Genomic DNA, 20,034 nt, shown 5'->3' on the forward strand with positions numbered 1-20,034 from the left:
ATCACTTATTGTTTTTTTTAGGATTTGCTACTTACTTAACCGAAACGATCTCTTTCACTTTAATATGTTTCTCTGTGTCGGTTTTCCAGATTTCACCTTTTACCGAAACTTCATCGCCTTCTTTAAATCTTTTAAATTTTTCCGGCCCGCCAACATTCACAATACTAACTGTTGCAAAATAAACTTCATTTTTAGCTGTATTGATTTTAGCAGTATAACCGTCCTTACCATTCTCAATAGATACAACTATTCCTGAAACTGTATTTTTATCTTTCATACAAGCACATGAAATTACAAAAGTCATCAAAACGAACAGCAAACTTATTTTTTTTAGATTTTTCATTTTATATTTTTTATTTTCACAAAGTTCCTTACGATTAAGAACACTTTTCTTATACAATATTTAAAAAAATATCATTATTTATTGCAGAGCAACACAGCTACCTGCAATAACTTTGAGATTATCTTCAAATTGTTTCCAGACCCGAATATATCTGAAAACTCCTTTTACAGGATTATTATCAAATGTGCCCTTTAAAGAAACCGTTACTGCAACTACAGCAGTATCGTCAATTATATTTATGATTTGATCAGAAGCTTCCAGTGAATCGATTTTCATTTTACCGGAACGATAGGAATCCAAATCAAATTCTTTGGTAATGGTGTTTCCATCCGGCAAATTGAATAGCAAATCGTCATGTAATATCTTTTCTAAAACCGAAACATCTGCTTTTTTGATAGCCGCCAGAAGTTCAATTTCAACATTTACAACTGTTTCTGTTTTCATTATAAAAAAGTTAAAAGATTATTTCTTTACATTCAGCACCTTTTTAATCATGGCGTCCTCTTTTAAAATCACATCGTAGTAATACAATTCACCGTATAATTGTCGGCCAAATTCAGCGGTAATATAGCGATTGACTAAATCTTTGGTTTTATCTAATTTAAGATCCAGACCAGTCATAAAAATGTAGTTTTTGAATTTCTTAAAATAAACATCAGACTTTTTCATTTTAGATAAAAACGCATTAAAACGAAGTCCTGCAAAAGCAGTTCTGTTTTTATCCAATTCTTCAAAGACAAAATGACCTACAACCCCTGTTTGCAATAAGTAAGCTACATTTTCATTTCCGTGCTCTGCTTCCATTGGTACAAAAACATCAGGAACAATTCCGCCTCCACCATAAACAATTCTTCCTTTTGGGGTTTTAAATTTTAAAGAATCAGCCACTTTTATGCTGTCTTTTGCATACAATTCGCCTGATTTTATTCTTGCTTCAGATTCCTTAAAATATTCTTCGTTTCCTTTGGCATATGGTTTTTGAATGGATCTTCCGGTTGGGGTATAATATCTCGCCACAGTTAATCGAACTGCAGAACCGTCATTGAAGTCCATTTCGCGCTGTACCAAACCTTTTCCAAAAGAACGTCGCCCAACAATTGTTCCTCGATCATTATCCTGTATTGCACCTGCCAGAATCTCACTTGCCGAGGCACTGTTTTCATTAATCAAAACCGTTACTTTTCCTGTTTCAAAACTTCCGCTTTTTGTGGCATACGTTTTTTCGGTACTGCCATTTTTGTTTTTGGTAAAAACGATTAATTGCTTATCTTTTAAAAATTCATCAGCAATAGCGACAGCTTCTTCCATATATCCACCGCCGTTATCACGAAGATCGATTACCAGCGACTGAATTCCTTTTTGTTTTAATCTTTTCAGACCAACTTTGAATTCATCATAAGTTGTTTCTGCAAAACGATTGATTTTGATATAACCCGTTTTATTATCAAGCAATAATGATGCATCTACACTCTTTAACGGAATAACATCTCTTTTGATTTTGAACTTCAGTTTCTTTTTTCTGATTTTCTAAAAACAGTCAATTCAATTTCTGATCCTTTTATACCTTTTAATTTAGAGAACAAACTATCCGAAGGCAGTTTTCTTCCATATAATTTTGTTTTTCCTGCATATAAAATCCGGTCACCAGATTTTATTCCGGCTTTCGCCGAAGGGCCATTTTCAACAGGTTTTATGATCGCAACAGAGTCTTTATACATGTAAAAATTAATTCCCACGCCTACAAAATCACCTTTCATACTTTCGGCAACTTCTGCCTGTTCACTGGGCGGAATATAAACAGAATGCGGGTCTAATTTGGACAATATATTATCTACAGTCAGATTTACAATCGAATCTGTATCAACACTATCCACATACTCATTATTGATAAAATCAATAAGTTTATTGAGTTTGGTTTTCGAATAATTTTTAGCCAAAAGTGTATCCTCTACCGGAGCATTCATCAGGCTTCCGAGAACAGTTCCAAGAGCAAAGGCTGCTCCGATAACGATTGGCAAATATTTTGAATTGAATTTCATTATTCTTCTAAAACAGGAATATGCTCTACCTCAACACCTGCTTTCAATAAAAACTGGATTCCGGAATCATCACGATATCCATTTTGGTACACAACCCTTTTTATGCCTGACTGATGTATGAGCTTGCTGCATTCTTTACACGGTGAAAGTGTAATATATAAAGTTGCTCCTTCACAGGATTGGGTTGATCTGGCTACTTTTAAAATTGCATTTGCTTCGGCATGCAAAACATCCCAACGTGTTAATCCGTCTTCATCTTCGCAGCAATTTTCAAATCCGGTTGGTGTCCCATTGTATCCATCAGAGATAATCATTCTGTCTTTTACAATTATAGCACCTACCTGCTTACGTTTACAATACGACAACGAACCCCATTCCCTGGCTATCCGCAAATAAGCTTTATCGTATTTGTTTAATTTTTTTATCTCCATTAATTTATCTGTTCCAAATAGGACTTTCTACAATCATCGGAATTACAACTCCAATAACAAAAGCCGACATTACAAGCGCCCAGTCACGTTTTGAAAAACGGAATACAGTCTGTACGATATACGATATAACCAAAACTACAAAGACTACTATTAATTGCGCCGCTTCGATTCCGAGTGCAAATTCCAATAAAGGTACTAATTTTGAAGATGCTGTACCTCCTAAAATAGTCTTAAAATAATTTGAGAATCCAAGCCCGTGAATAATTCCAAAAAATAACGTTAGAAAAAACACCAGATTAAGACTTTCATTTTTAGATGCTTTTCCGGCTGTAAAAAGATTGAAAAAGGCGGTTATTAAAATTGTAACCGGAATTAAAAACTCTACCAGACTTGCTTTTACAGCTATAATTCCAAAAACAGAAAGCAAAAGCGCTAATGTGTGACCAACCGTAAACATCGTAACAAGCAATAAAATCCTTTTCCAGTCCTTAAATGCATATGGTGTTGTTAAGGCAATTAAAAACAATACGTGATCATAAGCATGAATGTCTAAAACATGCTTTAAACCGATCTGAAAATAAATCCAAAATTCTGACATGAGTGTACTTATATTAATTGATTTGGGGCTGTAAACATACAATTTATTTTGAAAAATAAACAAAGCCCTTTAGTAAATCAACGCAGAAAAATAAGTTAAATTTTATGAGAACTTTAAAATTGATAATTTAAAATAAAATTTATCTTTGCTCAATAAAAACACTTTTAATATGTCATTTGCAGAATTATTTGATAGCGAATTCAAACAAAGAAATAAAGGTCACTTTTCAGCTATTGTTCGCGTAGCGCTAGCAGACGGAGTTGTATATCCGGAAGAAAAAAACTTCTTAGATAAACTTGCATCCCGTTTGGAAATAACTGAGTCTGAATACGAAGAAATCCTTAGCGATCCTTTGAAATACCCTATCAACCCGCCTTATTCATATGTTCAGCGCTTGGAGCGTTTATATGATTTAACAAGAATGGTGCATGTTGACCACCATCTTGAAGATAAACAAGAAGTTTTATTAAAAAAGATAAGCGTAGCTTTAGGATTTACCCCTAGTAACGTGGATTACATTATTGCAAAAGCATTGTCGTTAGTAGATAAAAAAGTGGATTTAGATACATTTGTGTATGAAATGCAGCACATGAATAAATAATATTCTAATTTCAGTTAGATTAAAGCCAGATTAAATCATAAAACCCGACAAATTTAAACTTGTCGGGTTTCTTTTGCTTATAATATCTCCAGATTATCAATTATAAAATATCAAATTATTATTTTCAACAATTTATTTGATAAGAAGTGAATTTGGCATTTTAATTTTTAACTAATGTCAAACTTAATTTTCCGTATTCTTCGTGAGAGTCATTTGCAGTAATCTGATAAGTATAATTCCCTTTTTTCAGTGGAGTTTCTCCAACATAATCAAAAGGCTGTATTCTATATGTTTTCCCTTCAATTTGTAATTCAACAAAAGCATAGCCATAAGCTTTCTCAAATATTTTGTATGCCGTATTTTGTCCTGAACTTATATTCTCAAAGTTCACATTTCCAGTTGAAGTGTTTACTGTAATGTTTTCAAAATTAAATTTACTCGCATTCGATAATCGAATTTTCAATCCAGATGGGTTTGAATCCTCATTAGAACAACCAAATAAAACTACAACCATGATAAGTAAAATCAATATTTTTTTCATAAATTTTATTTTTATTTAAAAGATGTTGAAAATATAAAAAGGTTGCGTTCATAAAAAACTATCTACACCTACTCTCCTTCCTTCATAAACTCTTCTGCTTTTTCAACCATATTAATGCTTCCGCAGAAAAACGGAACCCTCTGATGCAATTCTGTCGGCTGGATTTCCATAATTCTTCCAAAACCGTCTGTTGCTTTTCCACCTGCTTGTTCTGCAATGAATGCCATCGGATTGCATTCATACATTAATCGCAGTTTCCCTTTTGGTGCTTTTGAACTGGTTGGATAAAGATAAATCCCGCCTTTAATCATATTTCGATGAAAATCAGAAACTAAACTTCCAATATATCTGGAAGTATAAGGTCTGTCTTCTTCTTCACGCTGACAATATTTAATATAATTTTTAACACCTTGCGGAAAGTGAACATAATTCCCTTCGTTTACCGAATAAATATTCCCGTCTTTCGGAAATTTCATGTTTGGATGTGAAAGATAAAAAGTTCCAATCGCCGGATTCAAAGTAAATCCGTTTACACCATGTCCGGTTGTATAGACCAACATAGTTGATGTTCCGTAAATTACATACCCAGCTGCAACCTGATTCACTCCCGGCTGTAAAAAATCCTCGCTTGTAACCGGAGTTCCAATTGGTGTTATTCTTCTGAAAACAGAAAAAATAGTTCCCAAAGAAACATTTACATCAATGTTTGAAGATCCGTCAAGCGGATCCATTAAGATCACGTACTTATTATTATTACTGTTGTCGCTCCCCTTGACAGTAATATATTCGTCGTTTTCTTCTGAAGCTATTCCACAGACAATCTCACGGTTTATTAACGTCTGAATGAATACTTCGTTGGCATAGACATCTAATTTTTGCTGGTCTTCTCCCTGAACATTCTGTTCGCCAACGGCGCCTATTATATCCACTAATCCAGCTTTGTTTACTTTATAGTTGACAACTTTTGCCGCCAGACGTATAGAGTTGATAATCCGGGATAATTCCCCAGATGAATACTGAAATGCTTTTTGGTTCTCAATAATAAACTCTCCCAGTGTTTTATTGCGTTCTTCCATTTGCTATATCGTTGTAGTTTTTAATTATAAGTCACAAATATCGCTTTTTTTGTGAGAATGATTCAAAAATTATTTCGTTAGTTTGCTACTATTGTATATTTGCTAATGAAAGGTACAGACTTTCATTTAAAAAAATATTTAATTAGAGAATAACAGGTTAAAAATATGAATTATGGATATTAGAAAAGGAAAACCTGAAGATATGAAATCGGTTTTAGCACTGATTCAGGAGCTTGCAATATTCGAAAAAGAGCCAGATGCCGTTTTAATAACCGAAGAAGATTTAGTACGAGATGGTTTTGGAGAAAATCCATTATTTCATGTTTTTGTTGCTGAGGTTGATAAAGAGATTGTTGGCATAGCTTTGTATTATTATCGATATTCTACCTGGAAAGGAAAAACAATACACCTTGAAGATTTAATTGTAAAAGAAAAAATGCGCGGTACCGGTTTAGGGTCTGCTCTTTATTCTGAAATAATGAAGCAAGGAAAAAAAGATAATGTTCGAAGAATCGAATGGAATGTTCTCAACTGGAATACCCCTGCCGTAAATTTCTACGAGAACTCTGGCGCAAAAGTTATCGAGGAATGGCGAGTGGTACAAATGGATGAAACAGGAATTAATTCGTACTTGGAAAAAATAAATTGATCAAACAAAAGTGACAGGCTAATTATAAGGAGTGTAATCCTGTCAAAATATTAAAATTTTAAAAAAATGATAGAGACGCAAGTCCGTCTCAACAATACAAATTAAAGATGAGAGTATTTAAATTTGGTGGTGCATCAGTAAAAGATGCTGAAGGAATTAAAAACGTTTATGACGTTTTACAAAAAGTTGGGTATGAAGATGTGATTTTAGTCGTTTCGGCTATGGGGAAAACCACAAATGCTCTGGAGCTTGTTATCAAGAATTATTTTGATAAACCCGAAGAGCTTAATTCATCTGTACAAGAGATAAAAAAATATCATAATCAAATATTGCTTGATCTATTTGAAGATGAAAAGCATGCCGTTTTTGCAGCAGTTAATGAGCAATTTTCAGAATTAGAATATTTTCTGGCGCATAATAAATCCCCTAACTACAATTTCGTTTACGATCAGATTGTGAGTTTTGGTGAGTTGATTTCGACAAATATCCTAAGTCATTTTATGAACTTCATGGGCATCCAGACACAATGGCTTGATGTACGTAACTTCATTAAAACCAATGCAAATTACAGAGATGCAGAAGTTGACTGGGAAACAACTGAACAAAATATCAGCAAAAATGTACCACGCAAAATATTAAACATTACACAAGGATTTTTAGGAGCAGACGAAAACAATTTCACTACCACTTTAGGCCGTGAAGGTTCTGACTATACTGCCGGAATTTTTGCTTATTGCCTAAATGCAGAAAGCGTTACGATCTGGAAAGATGTTCCGGGAGTTATGAATGCTGATCCGCGTTATTTTGAGAATGCGAGTTTGTTAAACCAGATTTCATACCGTGAAGCTATTGAACTTGCTTTTTACGGCGCAACGGTTATCCACCCGAAAACATTGCAGCCATTACAAAAGAAAGAAATTCCTTTATATGTAAAATCATTTGTGAATCCGTTATTAAAAGGAACCTGCGTTTCTAAAGGAGTAGATTTAGAGCCTTACCTGCCTTGTTTTATTGTAAAAAGAGAGCAGCTTTTAATTTCGCTTTCTTCTATTGATTTTTCTTTTATTATGGAAGAAAACATCAGTGAAATTTTCGGGTTATTCCATCAGTTTAAACTGAAAGTAAACCTGATTCAGAACTCAGCGATTAGTTTCTCTGTTTGCGTAGAAGATAAATTTGGAAACTTCAACGAACTGAATGCGATCCTTTCGAAAAAATTCAAAGTTGATTTTACTGACAATGTAACCTTATACACGATTCGTCATTTTAATGAACAAGCTGCAGAAACTGTTGTAGAAAACAAAGAAGTTTTACTTAGACAAGTAAGCCGCGAAACCATGCAGATTGTAACCAAAGAACTCAATTAATTCAAGAAAAGGTTATATATAATTCAGGATAATAAGGGTTTCATGTAAAAGTGAAGCCTTTTTTGTTTTAATACAAGATCTCGGCTTTTACAAAATATCATAATTCAAATAAAATTACAACTGTCTTTTTTTATTTTAAAAATTAAAATAACTTTATGATAACCAAATAAATACATAAATCATGAATAATAATTATGAACCAAGTGAAGAAACCAAAAACAGATGGCATAATGATCCGGACAATTGGGTTTGGGGAATATTTTATTATAATCCAGAAGACCCGAGATTATATCTACCCAAAAAAATCAAAGAATTTGGATGGACAATGAACTTTGCAAATCCTAATTCAGCAATTGTAATGTTAATATTGATTTCAGTCATATTAATCTTCACACTGTCTGCTCATTAATTTTCATAATTATACTTTATTAGCTGTCGAAACTAAAACAGCGCACACAACATTTCCCAATTATAAATACTACTTTTGGCTTTTTAGAGTTAAAGTATTTATGCTGAAAAAATTACTGATTTTATTGATTTTAATTTGTTGTTCAGGACTTCAGGCCCAGGAAACAGATTTGCTCTATAAAACCAAAAAGGTAAAGATTACCAGAGATACGATTCATTTGGAAAATGTGAGTATCAATTCCGGTTTTTTTCAGCTTTTAAATTCTAGAAAAGAACCTATAGATTCAACTTTTTATAAAATTGATTTTCAAAAAGGACATCTTCTTTTAAAAGAAAATATTAGTTCGGATACAGATACTTTAACGGTTAATTATTTAAAATACCCTGATTTTTTAACTAAAGAATACAGTCTTTATAATTCCAGTCAGGTAGTGAGTAATGATGCTGGCTCTGAAAAATTATACAAAATAGACCATTCGAATTCTAAAAAAACAACTCCCTTCGATGGCCTGAATACTTCAGGAAGCATTACACGCGGGGTTACCATTGGAAATAATCAGAACACGGTTTTGAACTCCAATTTAGACCTTCAGATTACAGGTAAAATATCTGACAAAGTAAGTCTTCGTGCTTCGCTACAGGACAATAATATTCCATTGCAGGAAGGCGGTTACTCTCAAAAACTCGATCAGTTTGATAATATCTTTATGGAATTGTTCAGTGACGACTGGAATATTCGTGCAGGAGATGTATTTTTAGAAAACAGGAAAACGCAATTTTTAAGTTTCAATAAAAAAGTTCAGGGGCTTTCGGCCATTTTTGATTTTGGCGATGAAGACAATAAAACTAATGTCTTTGCATCTGCAGCTTTTGCAAAAGGCCAATATGCAAAAAGTACTTTTACTGGACAGGAAGGCAATCAGGGTCCGTATAAATTAAAAGGACAAAATGGCGAATTGTATGTTTTGGTCATTTCAGGATCTGAACGAGTTTATGTAAATGGCATTTTGCTCAAAAGAGGAGAAAATAATGATTATGTGATTGATTACAATGCCGGTGAAATTGTTTTTACATCGCTTTTTACGATTACTTCAGAGATGCGAATCAATATCGAATACCAGTATTCAGACCGCAACTATAATCGTATGTTAACCTATGCCGGGGCTTCCCATGAAAATAAAAGCTGGAGTTTTGCCGGTTATTTATATTCTGAAAATGATTTAAAAAATCAGCCTTTACAGCAAAATCTTTCTCCGGAACAAGTTCAGATTATAGGTGAAGCCGGAGATGACACCACTTTAATGAAAGCACCTTCAGCGTATGAAGACACCTTTTCTGACAAGAAAATTTTATATAAAAAAACAATTGTGAATGGCATTGAAGTTTACGAGCATTCTACTAATCCTGACGATGTTTTGTATAATGTAAAATTCAGTCTTATAGGTGCAAACTCTGGAAATTATGTAATTAAGAATACCAATTCAGTTGAGCGAATTTATGAATATACAGCTCCCGTAAACGGAATTCCTCAGGGAAATTACGAGCCTCTTGTACAATTGGTTGCACCGATGAAACTTCAGGTAGCGACCTTTTTAGGAAAGTACAATCCAAACGAAAAAACGCTGGTTGATTTTGAAATTGGAATTAGTAACAATGACCAGAATCTGTTTTCAGACCTTGATGATGGCGACAACAACGGAATCGCTTTAAAATTAAACACCAAAAAACGCCTTTTTACGAAAGACTGGACTTTGGATGGTTATGCCAACTATCAGTTTGTAGAAAAAGATTTTAAATCGGTCGAACGTTTGTATAATATCGAATTCAACAGGGACTGGAATTTAAATACAACACTTTTAGGTGATCAGAGTTTATTAGTCGCAGGCTTAAATTTTGATTTGTTTTCAAAGAAAAAAACAACCAATATTGGATTGTTTACTTATCAGTTTGAAAAGTTGGATTTTACTGAAAGTTATTCGGGAAACCGACATACTTCTACCGCTTTTTTTAAACTAAAAAACTGGACAATCGAAAACCAGGGCAGTTTTCTGAGCAGTGATGCAACAGCCTCAACTTCAAAATTTATTAGAAACCTTGCCAAAACCAAATATCATTTTGGCAAAAACTGGATTGGCGGGAATATTCAGGTCGAAGACAATCAGGAAAAAGACAAGCTTACAAACCAGTTTTCAGCAATTAGCCAGCGATTTGCAGAATATGGCGTTTTTGTTGGACGTGGAGACAGTACCAAAGTTTTTGTTGAGCTAGGTTATTTACGCAGAAAAAATGATAGTTTACAAAACGGTTTATTAAAGCATGTAAGCAATTCGCAAACCTATTTTTTGAAGTCTAAACTGATTCAGAACAAAAAAACAGATTTGGCAGTTTACGCTAGTTATAGAAATTTGGATTTTACAGCTGCTGACCGGAAAAATGAACCTTCGTTAAATTCAAGAATATTGTACAACGATCGTTTTTTTAATCAGCTTCTTCAAATCGGAACCGTTTACGAAACCAGTTCCGGAACGATTGCGCAGCAGGAATATACCTATCTGGAAGTTCCTGCCGGTCAGGGCGTGTATGCATGGAATGATTACAACGGCAATAATGTTCAGGAGCTTGAAGAGTTTGAAGTAGCACCATTTCCGGATCAGGCAAAATTTATCCGCGTATTCTTGCCTAATCGGGTTTATATCAAAACCAATCAGAATAAATTTTCACAGTCACTTACTGTAAATCCTTTGCAATGGCAAAATGAAAAAGGTTACAAAAATGTATTGTCTTATTTTTACAACCAGACCTCCTTTATTCTGGACAGGAAGGTAAAAAGTGATGGTGATAATTTTGAACTAAATCCGTTTTATTCTTCTGAAGAAAATATCTTAGGGCTGAATTCGAGTTTCAGGAACAGTTTGTTTTATAACCGGGGAAAACAAAAGCATTCTGTCACTTATTCTTATCTGATTAATAATGGAAAAAACCTGCTTTCTATTGGTTCTCAGTCTGTAAAAAACTATTCACATCAACTACAATACACGCATTTGCACCAAAAAAGCTGGCTATTTAATCTGTTTGCAAAAACAATTAAAACTTCCCTGACATCAGAGGATTTCACTGAGAAAAATTATGATTTAACCGGTTTTCAGGTAACACCGAAAATCAGTTATTTATTTTCGAAAAACACCAGTCTTGACTTCTTTTATGAATTGCAGAAAAAAGAAAACCAGATTGGAAATTTTGAAACCTTAACACAAAACCGGTTAGGAACTTCATTTTCGTATGCCGGAGACAAAAAAGTGACAGTGAACGGAGAATTCTCTTTTTATGAAAATAAATTCGTCGGAAATGAATTTTCTTCAGTTGGATTTCAAATGCTCGAAGGACTTCAGGCTGGTGAAAATTTAGTCTGGAAATTACTTCTCCAGAAAAATATAACCCAGTTTTTAGACGTCAATTTAAATTATCAGGGACGTAAAAGTGAAACAGGCGTTACCGTACATACAGGGAACATACAGCTTCGTGCTTATTTTTAGCACTTTACTGAAAAAGCTATTATAAAATTGATTAATTTTAATTCAACTTTAAACTCCTAATCTTATGAAAAAATTAGTATTACTTTGTTTTATAGTTGTATTCTCATCTCATTTTTATGCTCAGGAAACAGCTGTAAAAACAACTAAGAGCAAAACTGAGGCTTCTGCAAAAAAAGCCAAATCAGACGCTGATAAAGCTAAGGCAGATGCCAAAGCTGAAGCTGAAAAATCTAAAAAAGCAGCAGACAAAGCAAAAAAGGAAGCTGCAAATGTAAAAAACACTACAGATAAAGAAGCTGTAAAAGCTAAAAAAGAAGCTGCGAGTTCAAAAAATGCTGCTAAGGAAGCCACAAATGCAAAAAGCACAGCAAGCAAAGAAGTTGCAAAAGCTAAAACCGCGGCTGACAAGGCTAAAAAATCTGCTGCAAAAAGTAAAACTTTAAAAGAAACCAACGAAAAGGCACCAAAAGTAGCCGATAAAGTTACTGGTGAATACAATGGTAAAAAAGTCTATACCGGCCCGAAAGGAGGAAAATATTACATCAACAAAAACGGAAACAAAACGTACATTCAGGATTAAAAACTTTCTGTCTGACCAAATAAGTCCGGATTTCCATCGAGAAGTCCGGGCTTTTTTATTTATTTAAAGCTGAAGGCTACAACTCCGCTCATTCTGACCCTCTTTATTTGAACCATTGGATTGAATTAATTTTTCATTGAGTTATGGATTTGACATTGATATTGAAATTGATTTTTGAACCTGAATTCCAGAGTTAATAATTTAGTAATGTATCCGAAATAACAAAAAAAGAGGATTTTTTTATCTTCGTTTCAAAAATCGCTACACATGAGCATCGAATATACTGCCAATAAAACTATTTTAATTACTCCTTTAAACTGGGGATTGGGTCATGCAACCCGATGCATTCCTATAATTAAAGCATTACAGGAAAATAATTATATTCCCATAATTGCTTCAGATGGCATTGCTTTGGCATTATTGCAAAAAGAATTTCCATATATTCAGACTTTAGAACTACCTTCTTATCATATTGAATACGCTAAAAATGGCAAAAACTTTAAATGGAAGCTGATTAAAAGTTTACCTAAAATGATCACCGCTATTGTGGACGAAAAGAAAATAGTGAATTCATGGATCAAAAAATATGATATAGACGGTATCATTTCAGATAACAGGCTAGGGGTTTTCAGTAAAAAAGTGCCTTCGGTATTTATTACACATCAGCTTAATGTGATGACAGGAAATACGACAAAGTTTACCAGTAAATGCCATCAGTATTTTATAAAAAAATATAATGAATGCTGGATCCCTGATACAGATGGAGATCCAAATTTAACAGGCAACCTTGGACATCTTAAAGAAAGTAAACTAAACCTGAAATATATTGGACCTTTGAGCAGAATGCGTAAAAAAGACACTCCAAAACAATATGACCTAATGATTATTTTGTCAGGTCCGGAACCTCAGCGTACGTTACTGGAAGAAAAACTGCAGGAAGAAATTGCACAATACAAAGGTGAAATTGTTTTTGTAAAAGGCATTGTCGAAAAAACACAAACCAAACAGCAGATCAAAAATGTGACCTATTACAATTTTATGAATACCAAACAGCTGGAACAGACATTTAATGAAAGTGATTTGGTTTTATGCCGCTCAGGTTATACTACCGTTATGGATTTAGCAAAACTGGGTAAAAAAGCCTTTTTTATCCCTACGCCTGGTCAATATGAGCAGGAATATCTGGCCATAAAACTTCAGGAAGAACAATTGGTACCTTACGCAACGCAAAACGACTTTACTATTGAAGATCTTTCAAAAGTAAAATCGTTTAAAGGTTTATCCGAATTTGAAAATAAAATCGACTGGGATTTGTTATTTACTGTTTTTGAGAAGTAGATTTAGAAATTAAACTGCGCCTGTAATCGTAATAAATTTCCCTGTTGTCTGTTAACCGGAATGGCACTATCTTCAAATGTTCTGTCAGCAATAACATATTCTGCTACCAATTCAAATGCTTTAATTGGCTGCCATTCTACGCCAATTTGGTAATCTCTTACTACATAACTTCTGGCATCTTTTTCATATTTTTTACCTCCGTCATAATACTGAAATTTGGCAAAAGGATAAATATGCTGTTTTTTAATGTCCCATTTATAATTCAGTAAAACGTACCCACCATTTAAATCTGTAACATCAACCGAGTTGGTTGTTGGGTTATAACGCGGTCCTTTCCCAATATTATACTCAGTCTGGATTCCAAAAGGCTTTGGATACAAAACAAAAGTAGCCCCGATTCTCTCGTCTTTTATATATTTTGGATCTCCATTTACTACAACTCCTGATGAAATTTCCCCGGTAAAAGCCCATTTTCCAGTGTAGGCCTGAATTCCAGGTTCTATAATCTGGTTTCCAATAACAAAAGGATAAGTAGCTCTTGCTACTACATTTAAATCTCTGTTTCCGTCTATTTTATTGGCTATTTGCCCATTGTAAGCTCCCAAAGCCAACACCCCAAAATCACCTGAACCTTTGTAACCATCTTTTACAAGCATCGCAAAACGTTCCCTGATTTCGGCTGGTGCCCAATAAAAAAACATTCCTAAATCTCGTTCATTTGCTATTGCACTGTTTATACCATCTGCACGGTCTAAAGTCAGACGCTGCGAGCTGGATTGCATATTTTCGAACCCATACGGAATTTTACTCTGGCCAATACGTACCCGATATTCCCTTTTCTTATCAAAAGAAAGATCAAAATAAAGATCACGAATCTGTACGAAGTTATTAAGCCCAGTGCCTGGTGAACTCGCAAAATCCGGCTGAAAATAGAAGAAAACATTTGGATGAACCTGTCCTGAAAACACTAAACGTGCACGACGGACAAAAAGCCCGTTGTTTGCTTTTGCATCCGGATCTGTAGAAGTTGTTCCCCATGATTTATCACACTGGTCGCAGGAAACTTTATCATTTGTAGAAAACAAACCATTGTATCTGATTTGCGCATAACCTCTTAAAGAGATTTTGTCATACCAGTGCTCTTCGACACCTCCTCCGGATTTGGTATCAGGTAGTTTTGCTTTATTGATTGAATCTAAAATACGCATTACTTCGTTTTTTACATCCTGTTTATTCAATTCCTGTGCATGTACTCCGCAGGTAAGCAGCATTAAAACTGCCACTATTATTTTTTTTATCATTTTTTCTATTGCCCTTAATTTCAGGATGCAAAGATGTAACCACCTATGTTAAGAAATCATTAACCAGATGTTATTATAATAAAAATTTAATGTTATGGACTAAATCCGTGTGTTGATTTATTGTTAAAACCCTTGTTTTACGACTTTTAAAAAAACAGTACTTACAATTATTTAACCTCAGCTTTTGTCGCTTTATTCGCTTTTTCGAGCGTAAAAGAAAATTCAGAACCAATTCCAAATTCACTTTCTACATATACTTTCTCTTTGTGAGCTTCGATAATATGCTTTACAATTGCCAGTCCTAAACCGGAACCTCCTTCTGAACGGGTTCCGCTTTTGTCAACTCTGTAAAAACGTTCAAATAAACGTGAAATGTTTTGTTTTTCAACCCCTTCCCCATTATCACTAATACGAATCAAGACTTTTTTCTTGGTGAGATTCACAACACCAACCTCAGTTAAACCTCCTTCTTTTCCGTATTTAATAGAGTTCACAATCAGATTTTCCAAAACCTGCTGAATTCTGTCTTTATCCCCTTTCACTATTAAGGACTGTACATTCTTGCTTTCGAATGCTAATTTTATTTTCTTTTTATCGGCTTTCATTTCCAATAAATCGAAAACATTCTGAATCAGTTCAACTATATTAAATTCCGTAAAATTCAAATCTAAATCTCCCGATTCTAATTTGGTGATCATATCAAGATCTTCAACAATATAGATCAGGCGCTCTACACCTTTTTCTGCACGTTTTAAGTATTTTTTCCGAATAGTTTTATCATCCATTGCGCCATCCAGCAAAGTTGAAACATATCCCTGAACTGTAAATAACGGGGTTTTAAGTTCGTGCGAAACGTTTCCCAGAAATTCTCGTCGATATTGTTCCCTGATTTCAAGCATCTCAATTTCGAGTTTTTTATCGGTAGCGAATTTTTTCACCTCGCGGGAAAGCGTTTCCATATCCGTTGTAATCGGCTGGTTGATAAGAGGTGTTGATTCAAGTAAAGAAACCTCATCATAGATTTTTTTTACCCTTCTGTATATAAAGCGTTCTACACGATACTGAAGTACAAGAAATGAAAAGATGTAGACTGAAATCAAAAAGATTATCCCAAATCCTGCCTGATACTTTAATTGATTTTTATAGAACATATTCATCAGCAACAATACAAATCCTGTTGTAAACAAGCTTATATATAGTGCCGACTTGATAGCGAATCTATAAGTTTTTTTGAAATTGATTTTCATTTAAATTTTAAAATAAACAATTAAGGGAATATTTTTTTCACCATAAGCCATGTAAGTTCATTTAAAAAAGTCAATCTTTGACAAATAAACTTTGACAAAGATTGACTTTAGTTAAGTTATGAGCACTATAAATTTAATAAACTTATATTACTTATAGGGTTCAAATTTATATTGAATTTTTAAGCTTCAAATTTATAGCCAACTCCTTTTATGGTTTTAAAAAGGTCTTCGCCAATTTTTTCGCGTAATTTTCGGATGTGTACATCAATAGTTCTTCCGCCTACTACTACTTCATTTCCCCAAACTTTATCTAATATTTCATCTCTTTTAAAAACTTTCCCTGGTTTTGAAGCTAGTAAATAGAATAATTCGAATTCTTTTCTCGGAAGGGAAATTTCAACATTGTCTTTAATGATTTTGTATTCTTCACGATTGATTTCTATTCCACCTACGTTTAAAGTATCTGTAATTATTACCTGTTCTTTTAACCTTCTTAACAAAGCCTTTACTTTGCTTACCAATACTTTCGGTTTTATTGGCTTTGTAATGTAATCATCAGCACCAGCATCAAAACCAGCTACTTGAGAATAGTCTTCGCTTCTTGCGGTTAAAAATGTTATGATAACGTTATTTAGTTCCGGAATTTTTCTAATGTGTTCACAAGCTTCCATCCCGTCCATTTCGGCCATCATTACATCCATAATAATAAGTTCCGGTAATTCTTTCTGAGCTTTTGCGATTGCCTCTTTTCCATTTGAAGCAGTAACAATCTGATAGCCTTCCTGAGCCAGGTTGTACCCTACAATTTCAAGAATATCCGGCTCATCATCAACTAACAAAATCTTGGTTTGTGTTTTTTTCATAAATAGCAAAAATTGAAATTTTTACATCAAATTTTATGTGTTATATATTTGATGTTTTTGAATTGCGATGGTAAATATAATATAAAAACAACGGTTAAAAAGTCGTGTTAACGGTAATTTAATCTGGTAACAATTTGATAATCTACAAGACACAAAAACATAACAAGTGCCTAACATGAACTTTACAGTGTGTGTATTTCTTTGCACCAAAATAAATTAAACACAACACTGAAATGAAATTCAATTTAAAATTTCTATTTATTACATTATTTATCTGTACGATTTCGATCGCACAAAACAAAGGTACGATTTCTGGTGTATTAACAGACAAAGAAACTAATAATGAAGTACTTCCTTTTGCAAATATTTTAATTAAAGGAACCAACATTAGTGCCAACACTGACATTGACGGAAAATATTCCTTATCCGTAAATCCGGGAAATTATACTCTTATTTTTAGTTTCGTTGGATATGAATCTGTAGAAAAAGCTATTACTGTTAAAGCAAACGAAACAATTACTGTTAACCAGGTATTATCTGCCGGAGGTTACACACTAAAGGATGTTGTTGTGAAATCAGCAGGAGGAAACAGAGAAAAAGAAACAGCTTTACTTTTAGAACAAAAAAATGCTGTCGTTATTAAACAAAGTATCGGAGCACAGGAAATGTCCAGAAAAGGCGTTAATGATGTTGAGGAAGGTTTGACAAAAATTACCGGAATCACTAAAGTAGATTCCCGTGGAATATTTGTACGTGGACTGGAAGACCGTTATAATAATTTATTGATTAATGATTTGGCTGCACCATCAAACAGCCCATTCACTAAAATTATTGCTTTGGATTTGTTTCCAACGAATGTTGTTGGAGTAATTGATGTCTACAAAACATTTAATCCAAATATATATGGTGATTTTGCTGGAGGTACTTTTAATATTCAAACTTCAAAGGCAACAAAAAGTATTACGAAAATAAATATTGGAGCAGGTTATACAACAGGAAACAGTCTTAAAGATTTCCTATTATCATCTGACGCAGATACATCAACAGGATTTTTAGGATTTAATGGTAAAGACAGAGAGTTACCAGGTTTTCTTGGAAATCAGGCAACGAGACAAACTTTTACAACAGATCAGGCATTAAATTCAGTAAGTGGCAATAAAGGTTTTAATGTAAGTCAAACAAAATCACCTTTAAATTCAAGTTTAAACTTATTACATGCTGAAAAATTTAATTTAAGCAACGATCGTACTTTATCTTACTTATTGTCTATTAATTACGATAATAATTTTGCGATAAGAGAAGGGGTTGACAGAACTATCGATTTACAGTCTTCCGGATCTAAGTATATAAACAACTTTATCACCACTGAATATCGTTTCAAAACCACGAATTCAGCATTAGTTGGCTTAAACTATAACGCTGACAGACTTAAACTATCGTTCAACACATTATACATCAGAACTAACTTAAACTCTATAAAAGACCAGCAAGGACCTTCATCAGGAACAGCTGCTGAAAATGGATTTATACGCACGAATCAATTAGACAAAAGTGATTATTTAAATGGCCAATTATTAGGTGAATATGCATTAACCAAAGACAAAAATCAAACTATCAAAGCCGGAGCTTCATATGCAATCACAAAATTTGAACAGCCAGATAGAAAGTTTTTCACAGGTCTTAAAACTGGTGATGATTTGATAAGTACTTCTTATGGAGGAAATAATTTCCTGCGTCAATATTTAACTGTCGATGGTAATTCATTTTATTCAGCATTAGTAGAATATAATTTGAAATTCGGAAAAAATGACAAACAAAACAAATTAACTGTTGGATACAATGGCAGCGGATCTAAGATGGAATCTTCATACCGCTTTATTGCAAGTACTGGTAATAATGGTTTTTCTTCAAGCATAAACAATATAGATACTCAAATAACAAGTGACATTTCAGCTAATAACATGTCTTTTAGCGAAAACTCTAATGCTACTTACAAAGTTAAACTTGATGAAATGGCTAATGCAGGTTATGCTAATTTGTTTTTAAAATTTGGAGAGAAAGTTGAAGTAAACGCAGGGATTCGATTTGAAAGTGCTCTTAAAGAAACTCATTACAGAGGATTAGGTACATTTGATGCCCCTTTCAAAATATTAAAATATGATAATGCCTATTTCTTACCTTCATTAAATTTGAAGTATTTGTTGAGTGACACAGCTAACATTCGTTTTGCAGCAAGTAAAACGTACACTAAACCAGTTATCATGGAGGCTTTCCCGATATCTTTCATCAATGCTGACGGAACTTCAACTCAAGGGAATCCAATTTTGAAAAATAGCGATAATTACAATTTTGATTTAAAATATGAATTATTCCCAACTGCCAAAGAAATGATTGCTGTTGGATTATTTGGAAAACATATTATCAATCCAATTGAAAAAACTTTCATCTCAAACGCAACCACAGGAACGGTTACCACTTTTCTAAATTCTGAGAGTGCCAACTTATATGGAATAGAAGCTGAACTTCTTGTTGGACTAGAAAGAGTCAGCGAAAGCTTAGGTAGTTTTTCATGGGGATTAAATGCTACTTTGATGTCATCTAAAGTTACTGTAAGCCCTAATTTTGAATCTATAGACGAGGATGGAATTATCACCGTAAAACCTTCTATTGAAACGCATCAATCAAGATCATTGCAGGGAGCATCAAACTGGTTAGTAAATTCAGATTTAAAATATGAATTTAATTTCAGCAATGAGTGGTCGAACACTGTTTCATTAGTTTATGGTGTTTTTGGAAAAAGAATATATGCTGTAGGAACCAATGGACAGGACCATGTCTATGAATTACCTGTACAGCAATTGGATTTTGTATGGGGAAGCAAAGTTTCTGAGCACTTCGATGTAAAATTCACTGCCGATAACATTTTAAATTCATGGAGAAAACGTGAATTTGGGAACAATGGGACCTTAAAAGTAGACGAAGAATCATTATTGGCTAATAGTTATAAAAAGGGAATCGGGTTTTCATTAAAACTTGGATATACTTTCTAGAATGCAAAAAAAACAATTATTAAAAGCTCCATTTTTGGAGCTTTTTTTATACACAATCAAATTGAATTT

General features: G+C 33.6%; 17 protein-coding genes and 1 pseudogene. 8 read left to right on the forward strand and 10 right to left on the reverse strand.

The annotated features are described in order from the left end of the window. Positions 1-31 precede the first annotated feature (31 nt). The 5 genes and pseudogenes from P5P89_RS07005 to P5P89_RS07025 all read right to left on the reverse strand — a co-directional run bounded on the left by P5P89_RS07005 (position 32) and on the right by P5P89_RS07025 (position 3,411). Positions 32-343, reverse strand: a complete 312-nt coding sequence (locus tag P5P89_RS07005; protein WP_278011307.1) for a hypothetical protein — start codon at positions 341-343, stop codon at positions 32-34. 78 nt (positions 344-421) lie between these two features. Then, entirely contained in the window at positions 422-787 is a 366-nt protein-coding gene (locus P5P89_RS07010; protein WP_278011308.1) for a nuclear transport factor 2 family protein, read from the reverse strand. An 18-nt stretch (positions 788-805) separates the two neighbouring features. Beyond that, positions 806-2,382, reverse strand: a pseudogene (locus P5P89_RS07015) (S41 family peptidase). After that, positions 2,382-2,813, reverse strand: a complete 432-nt coding sequence (locus tag P5P89_RS07020; protein WP_223683373.1) for a deoxycytidylate deaminase — start codon at positions 2,811-2,813, stop codon at positions 2,382-2,384. Before P5P89_RS07020 ends, P5P89_RS07015 begins: the two are co-directional and overlap by 1 nt. A 4-nt stretch (positions 2,814-2,817) precedes the next feature. After that, positions 2,818-3,411, reverse strand: coding sequence for a HupE/UreJ family protein (locus P5P89_RS07025; RefSeq protein ID WP_223683374.1), 594 nt, complete (start codon positions 3,409-3,411; stop codon positions 2,818-2,820). A gap of 169 nt (positions 3,412-3,580) precedes the next feature. Between P5P89_RS07025 and P5P89_RS07030 the strand changes: the two genes are divergently transcribed. After that, positions 3,581-4,012, forward strand: a complete 432-nt coding sequence (locus tag P5P89_RS07030; protein WP_223683375.1) for a TerB family tellurite resistance protein — start codon at positions 3,581-3,583, stop codon at positions 4,010-4,012. Between the two features lie 160 nt (positions 4,013-4,172). Here the strand turns inward: P5P89_RS07030 and P5P89_RS07035 are convergent, their stop codons facing one another. Continuing rightward, a complete protein-coding gene (locus P5P89_RS07035; RefSeq protein WP_278011309.1) occupies positions 4,173-4,553 on the reverse strand; it encodes a putative periplasmic lipoprotein in 381 nt (126 codons plus the stop codon). Between the two features lie 68 nt (positions 4,554-4,621). After that, on the reverse strand, positions 4,622-5,629 hold the full coding sequence (fbp, locus tag P5P89_RS07040) for a class 1 fructose-bisphosphatase (protein WP_278011310.1): 1,008 nt from the start codon (positions 5,627-5,629) through the stop codon (positions 4,622-4,624). Positions 5,630-5,801: 172 nt separating this feature from the next. Between fbp and P5P89_RS07045 the strand changes: the two genes are divergently transcribed. The 6 genes from P5P89_RS07045 (at position 5,802) to P5P89_RS07070 (ending at position 13,504) form a co-directional block, all read left to right on the forward strand. After that, positions 5,802-6,278: a GNAT family N-acetyltransferase gene (locus P5P89_RS07045; RefSeq protein WP_278011311.1), complete on the forward strand. Its 477-nt coding sequence runs from the start codon at positions 5,802-5,804 to the stop codon at positions 6,276-6,278. A 107-nt stretch (positions 6,279-6,385) separates the two neighbouring features. Next, entirely contained in the window at positions 6,386-7,645 is a 1,260-nt protein-coding gene (locus P5P89_RS07050; protein ID WP_269237738.1) for an aspartate kinase, read from the forward strand. 181 nt (positions 7,646-7,826) lie between these two features. Next, positions 7,827-8,054, forward strand: coding sequence for a DUF5808 domain-containing protein (locus P5P89_RS07055; protein ID WP_278011312.1), 228 nt, complete (start codon positions 7,827-7,829; stop codon positions 8,052-8,054). Between the two features lie 100 nt (positions 8,055-8,154). Beyond that, positions 8,155-11,586, forward strand: a complete 3,432-nt coding sequence (locus tag P5P89_RS07060) for a hypothetical protein (RefSeq protein WP_278011313.1) — start codon at positions 8,155-8,157, stop codon at positions 11,584-11,586. A gap of 64 nt (positions 11,587-11,650) precedes the next feature. Further along, entirely contained in the window at positions 11,651-12,166 is a 516-nt protein-coding gene (locus P5P89_RS07065; protein ID WP_278011314.1) for a hypothetical protein, read from the forward strand. Positions 12,167-12,433: 267 nt separating this feature from the next. Continuing rightward, entirely contained in the window at positions 12,434-13,504 is a 1,071-nt protein-coding gene (locus tag P5P89_RS07070; RefSeq protein WP_278011315.1) for a glycosyltransferase, read from the forward strand. A 2-nt stretch (positions 13,505-13,506) separates the two neighbouring features. Here the strand turns inward: P5P89_RS07070 and P5P89_RS07075 are convergent, their stop codons facing one another. The 3 genes from P5P89_RS07075 to P5P89_RS07085 all read right to left on the reverse strand — a co-directional run bounded on the left by P5P89_RS07075 (position 13,507) and on the right by P5P89_RS07085 (position 16,915). Further along, on the reverse strand, positions 13,507-14,805 hold the full coding sequence (locus P5P89_RS07075) for a porin (RefSeq protein ID WP_278011316.1): 1,299 nt from the start codon (positions 14,803-14,805) through the stop codon (positions 13,507-13,509). A 167-nt stretch (positions 14,806-14,972) separates the two neighbouring features. Continuing rightward, positions 14,973-16,052: a sensor histidine kinase gene (locus P5P89_RS07080; protein ID WP_278011317.1), complete on the reverse strand. Its 1,080-nt coding sequence runs from the start codon at positions 16,050-16,052 to the stop codon at positions 14,973-14,975. 179 nt (positions 16,053-16,231) lie between these two features. Then, positions 16,232-16,915: a response regulator transcription factor gene (locus P5P89_RS07085; RefSeq protein WP_278011318.1), complete on the reverse strand. Its 684-nt coding sequence runs from the start codon at positions 16,913-16,915 to the stop codon at positions 16,232-16,234. Between the two features lie 233 nt (positions 16,916-17,148). On the opposite strand from P5P89_RS07085, the gene P5P89_RS07090 reads away from it, so the two are divergent. Beyond that, complete coding sequence (locus P5P89_RS07090; RefSeq protein ID WP_278011319.1) at positions 17,149-19,965, forward strand: TonB-dependent receptor; 2,817 nt, start codon at positions 17,149-17,151, stop codon at positions 19,963-19,965. Positions 19,966-20,034 lie beyond the last annotated feature (69 nt).

It is taken from the genome of Flavobacterium gyeonganense, from assembly GCF_029625295.1.
GTDB classification, from domain to species: domain Bacteria; phylum Bacteroidota; class Bacteroidia; order Flavobacteriales; family Flavobacteriaceae; genus Flavobacterium; species Flavobacterium gyeonganense.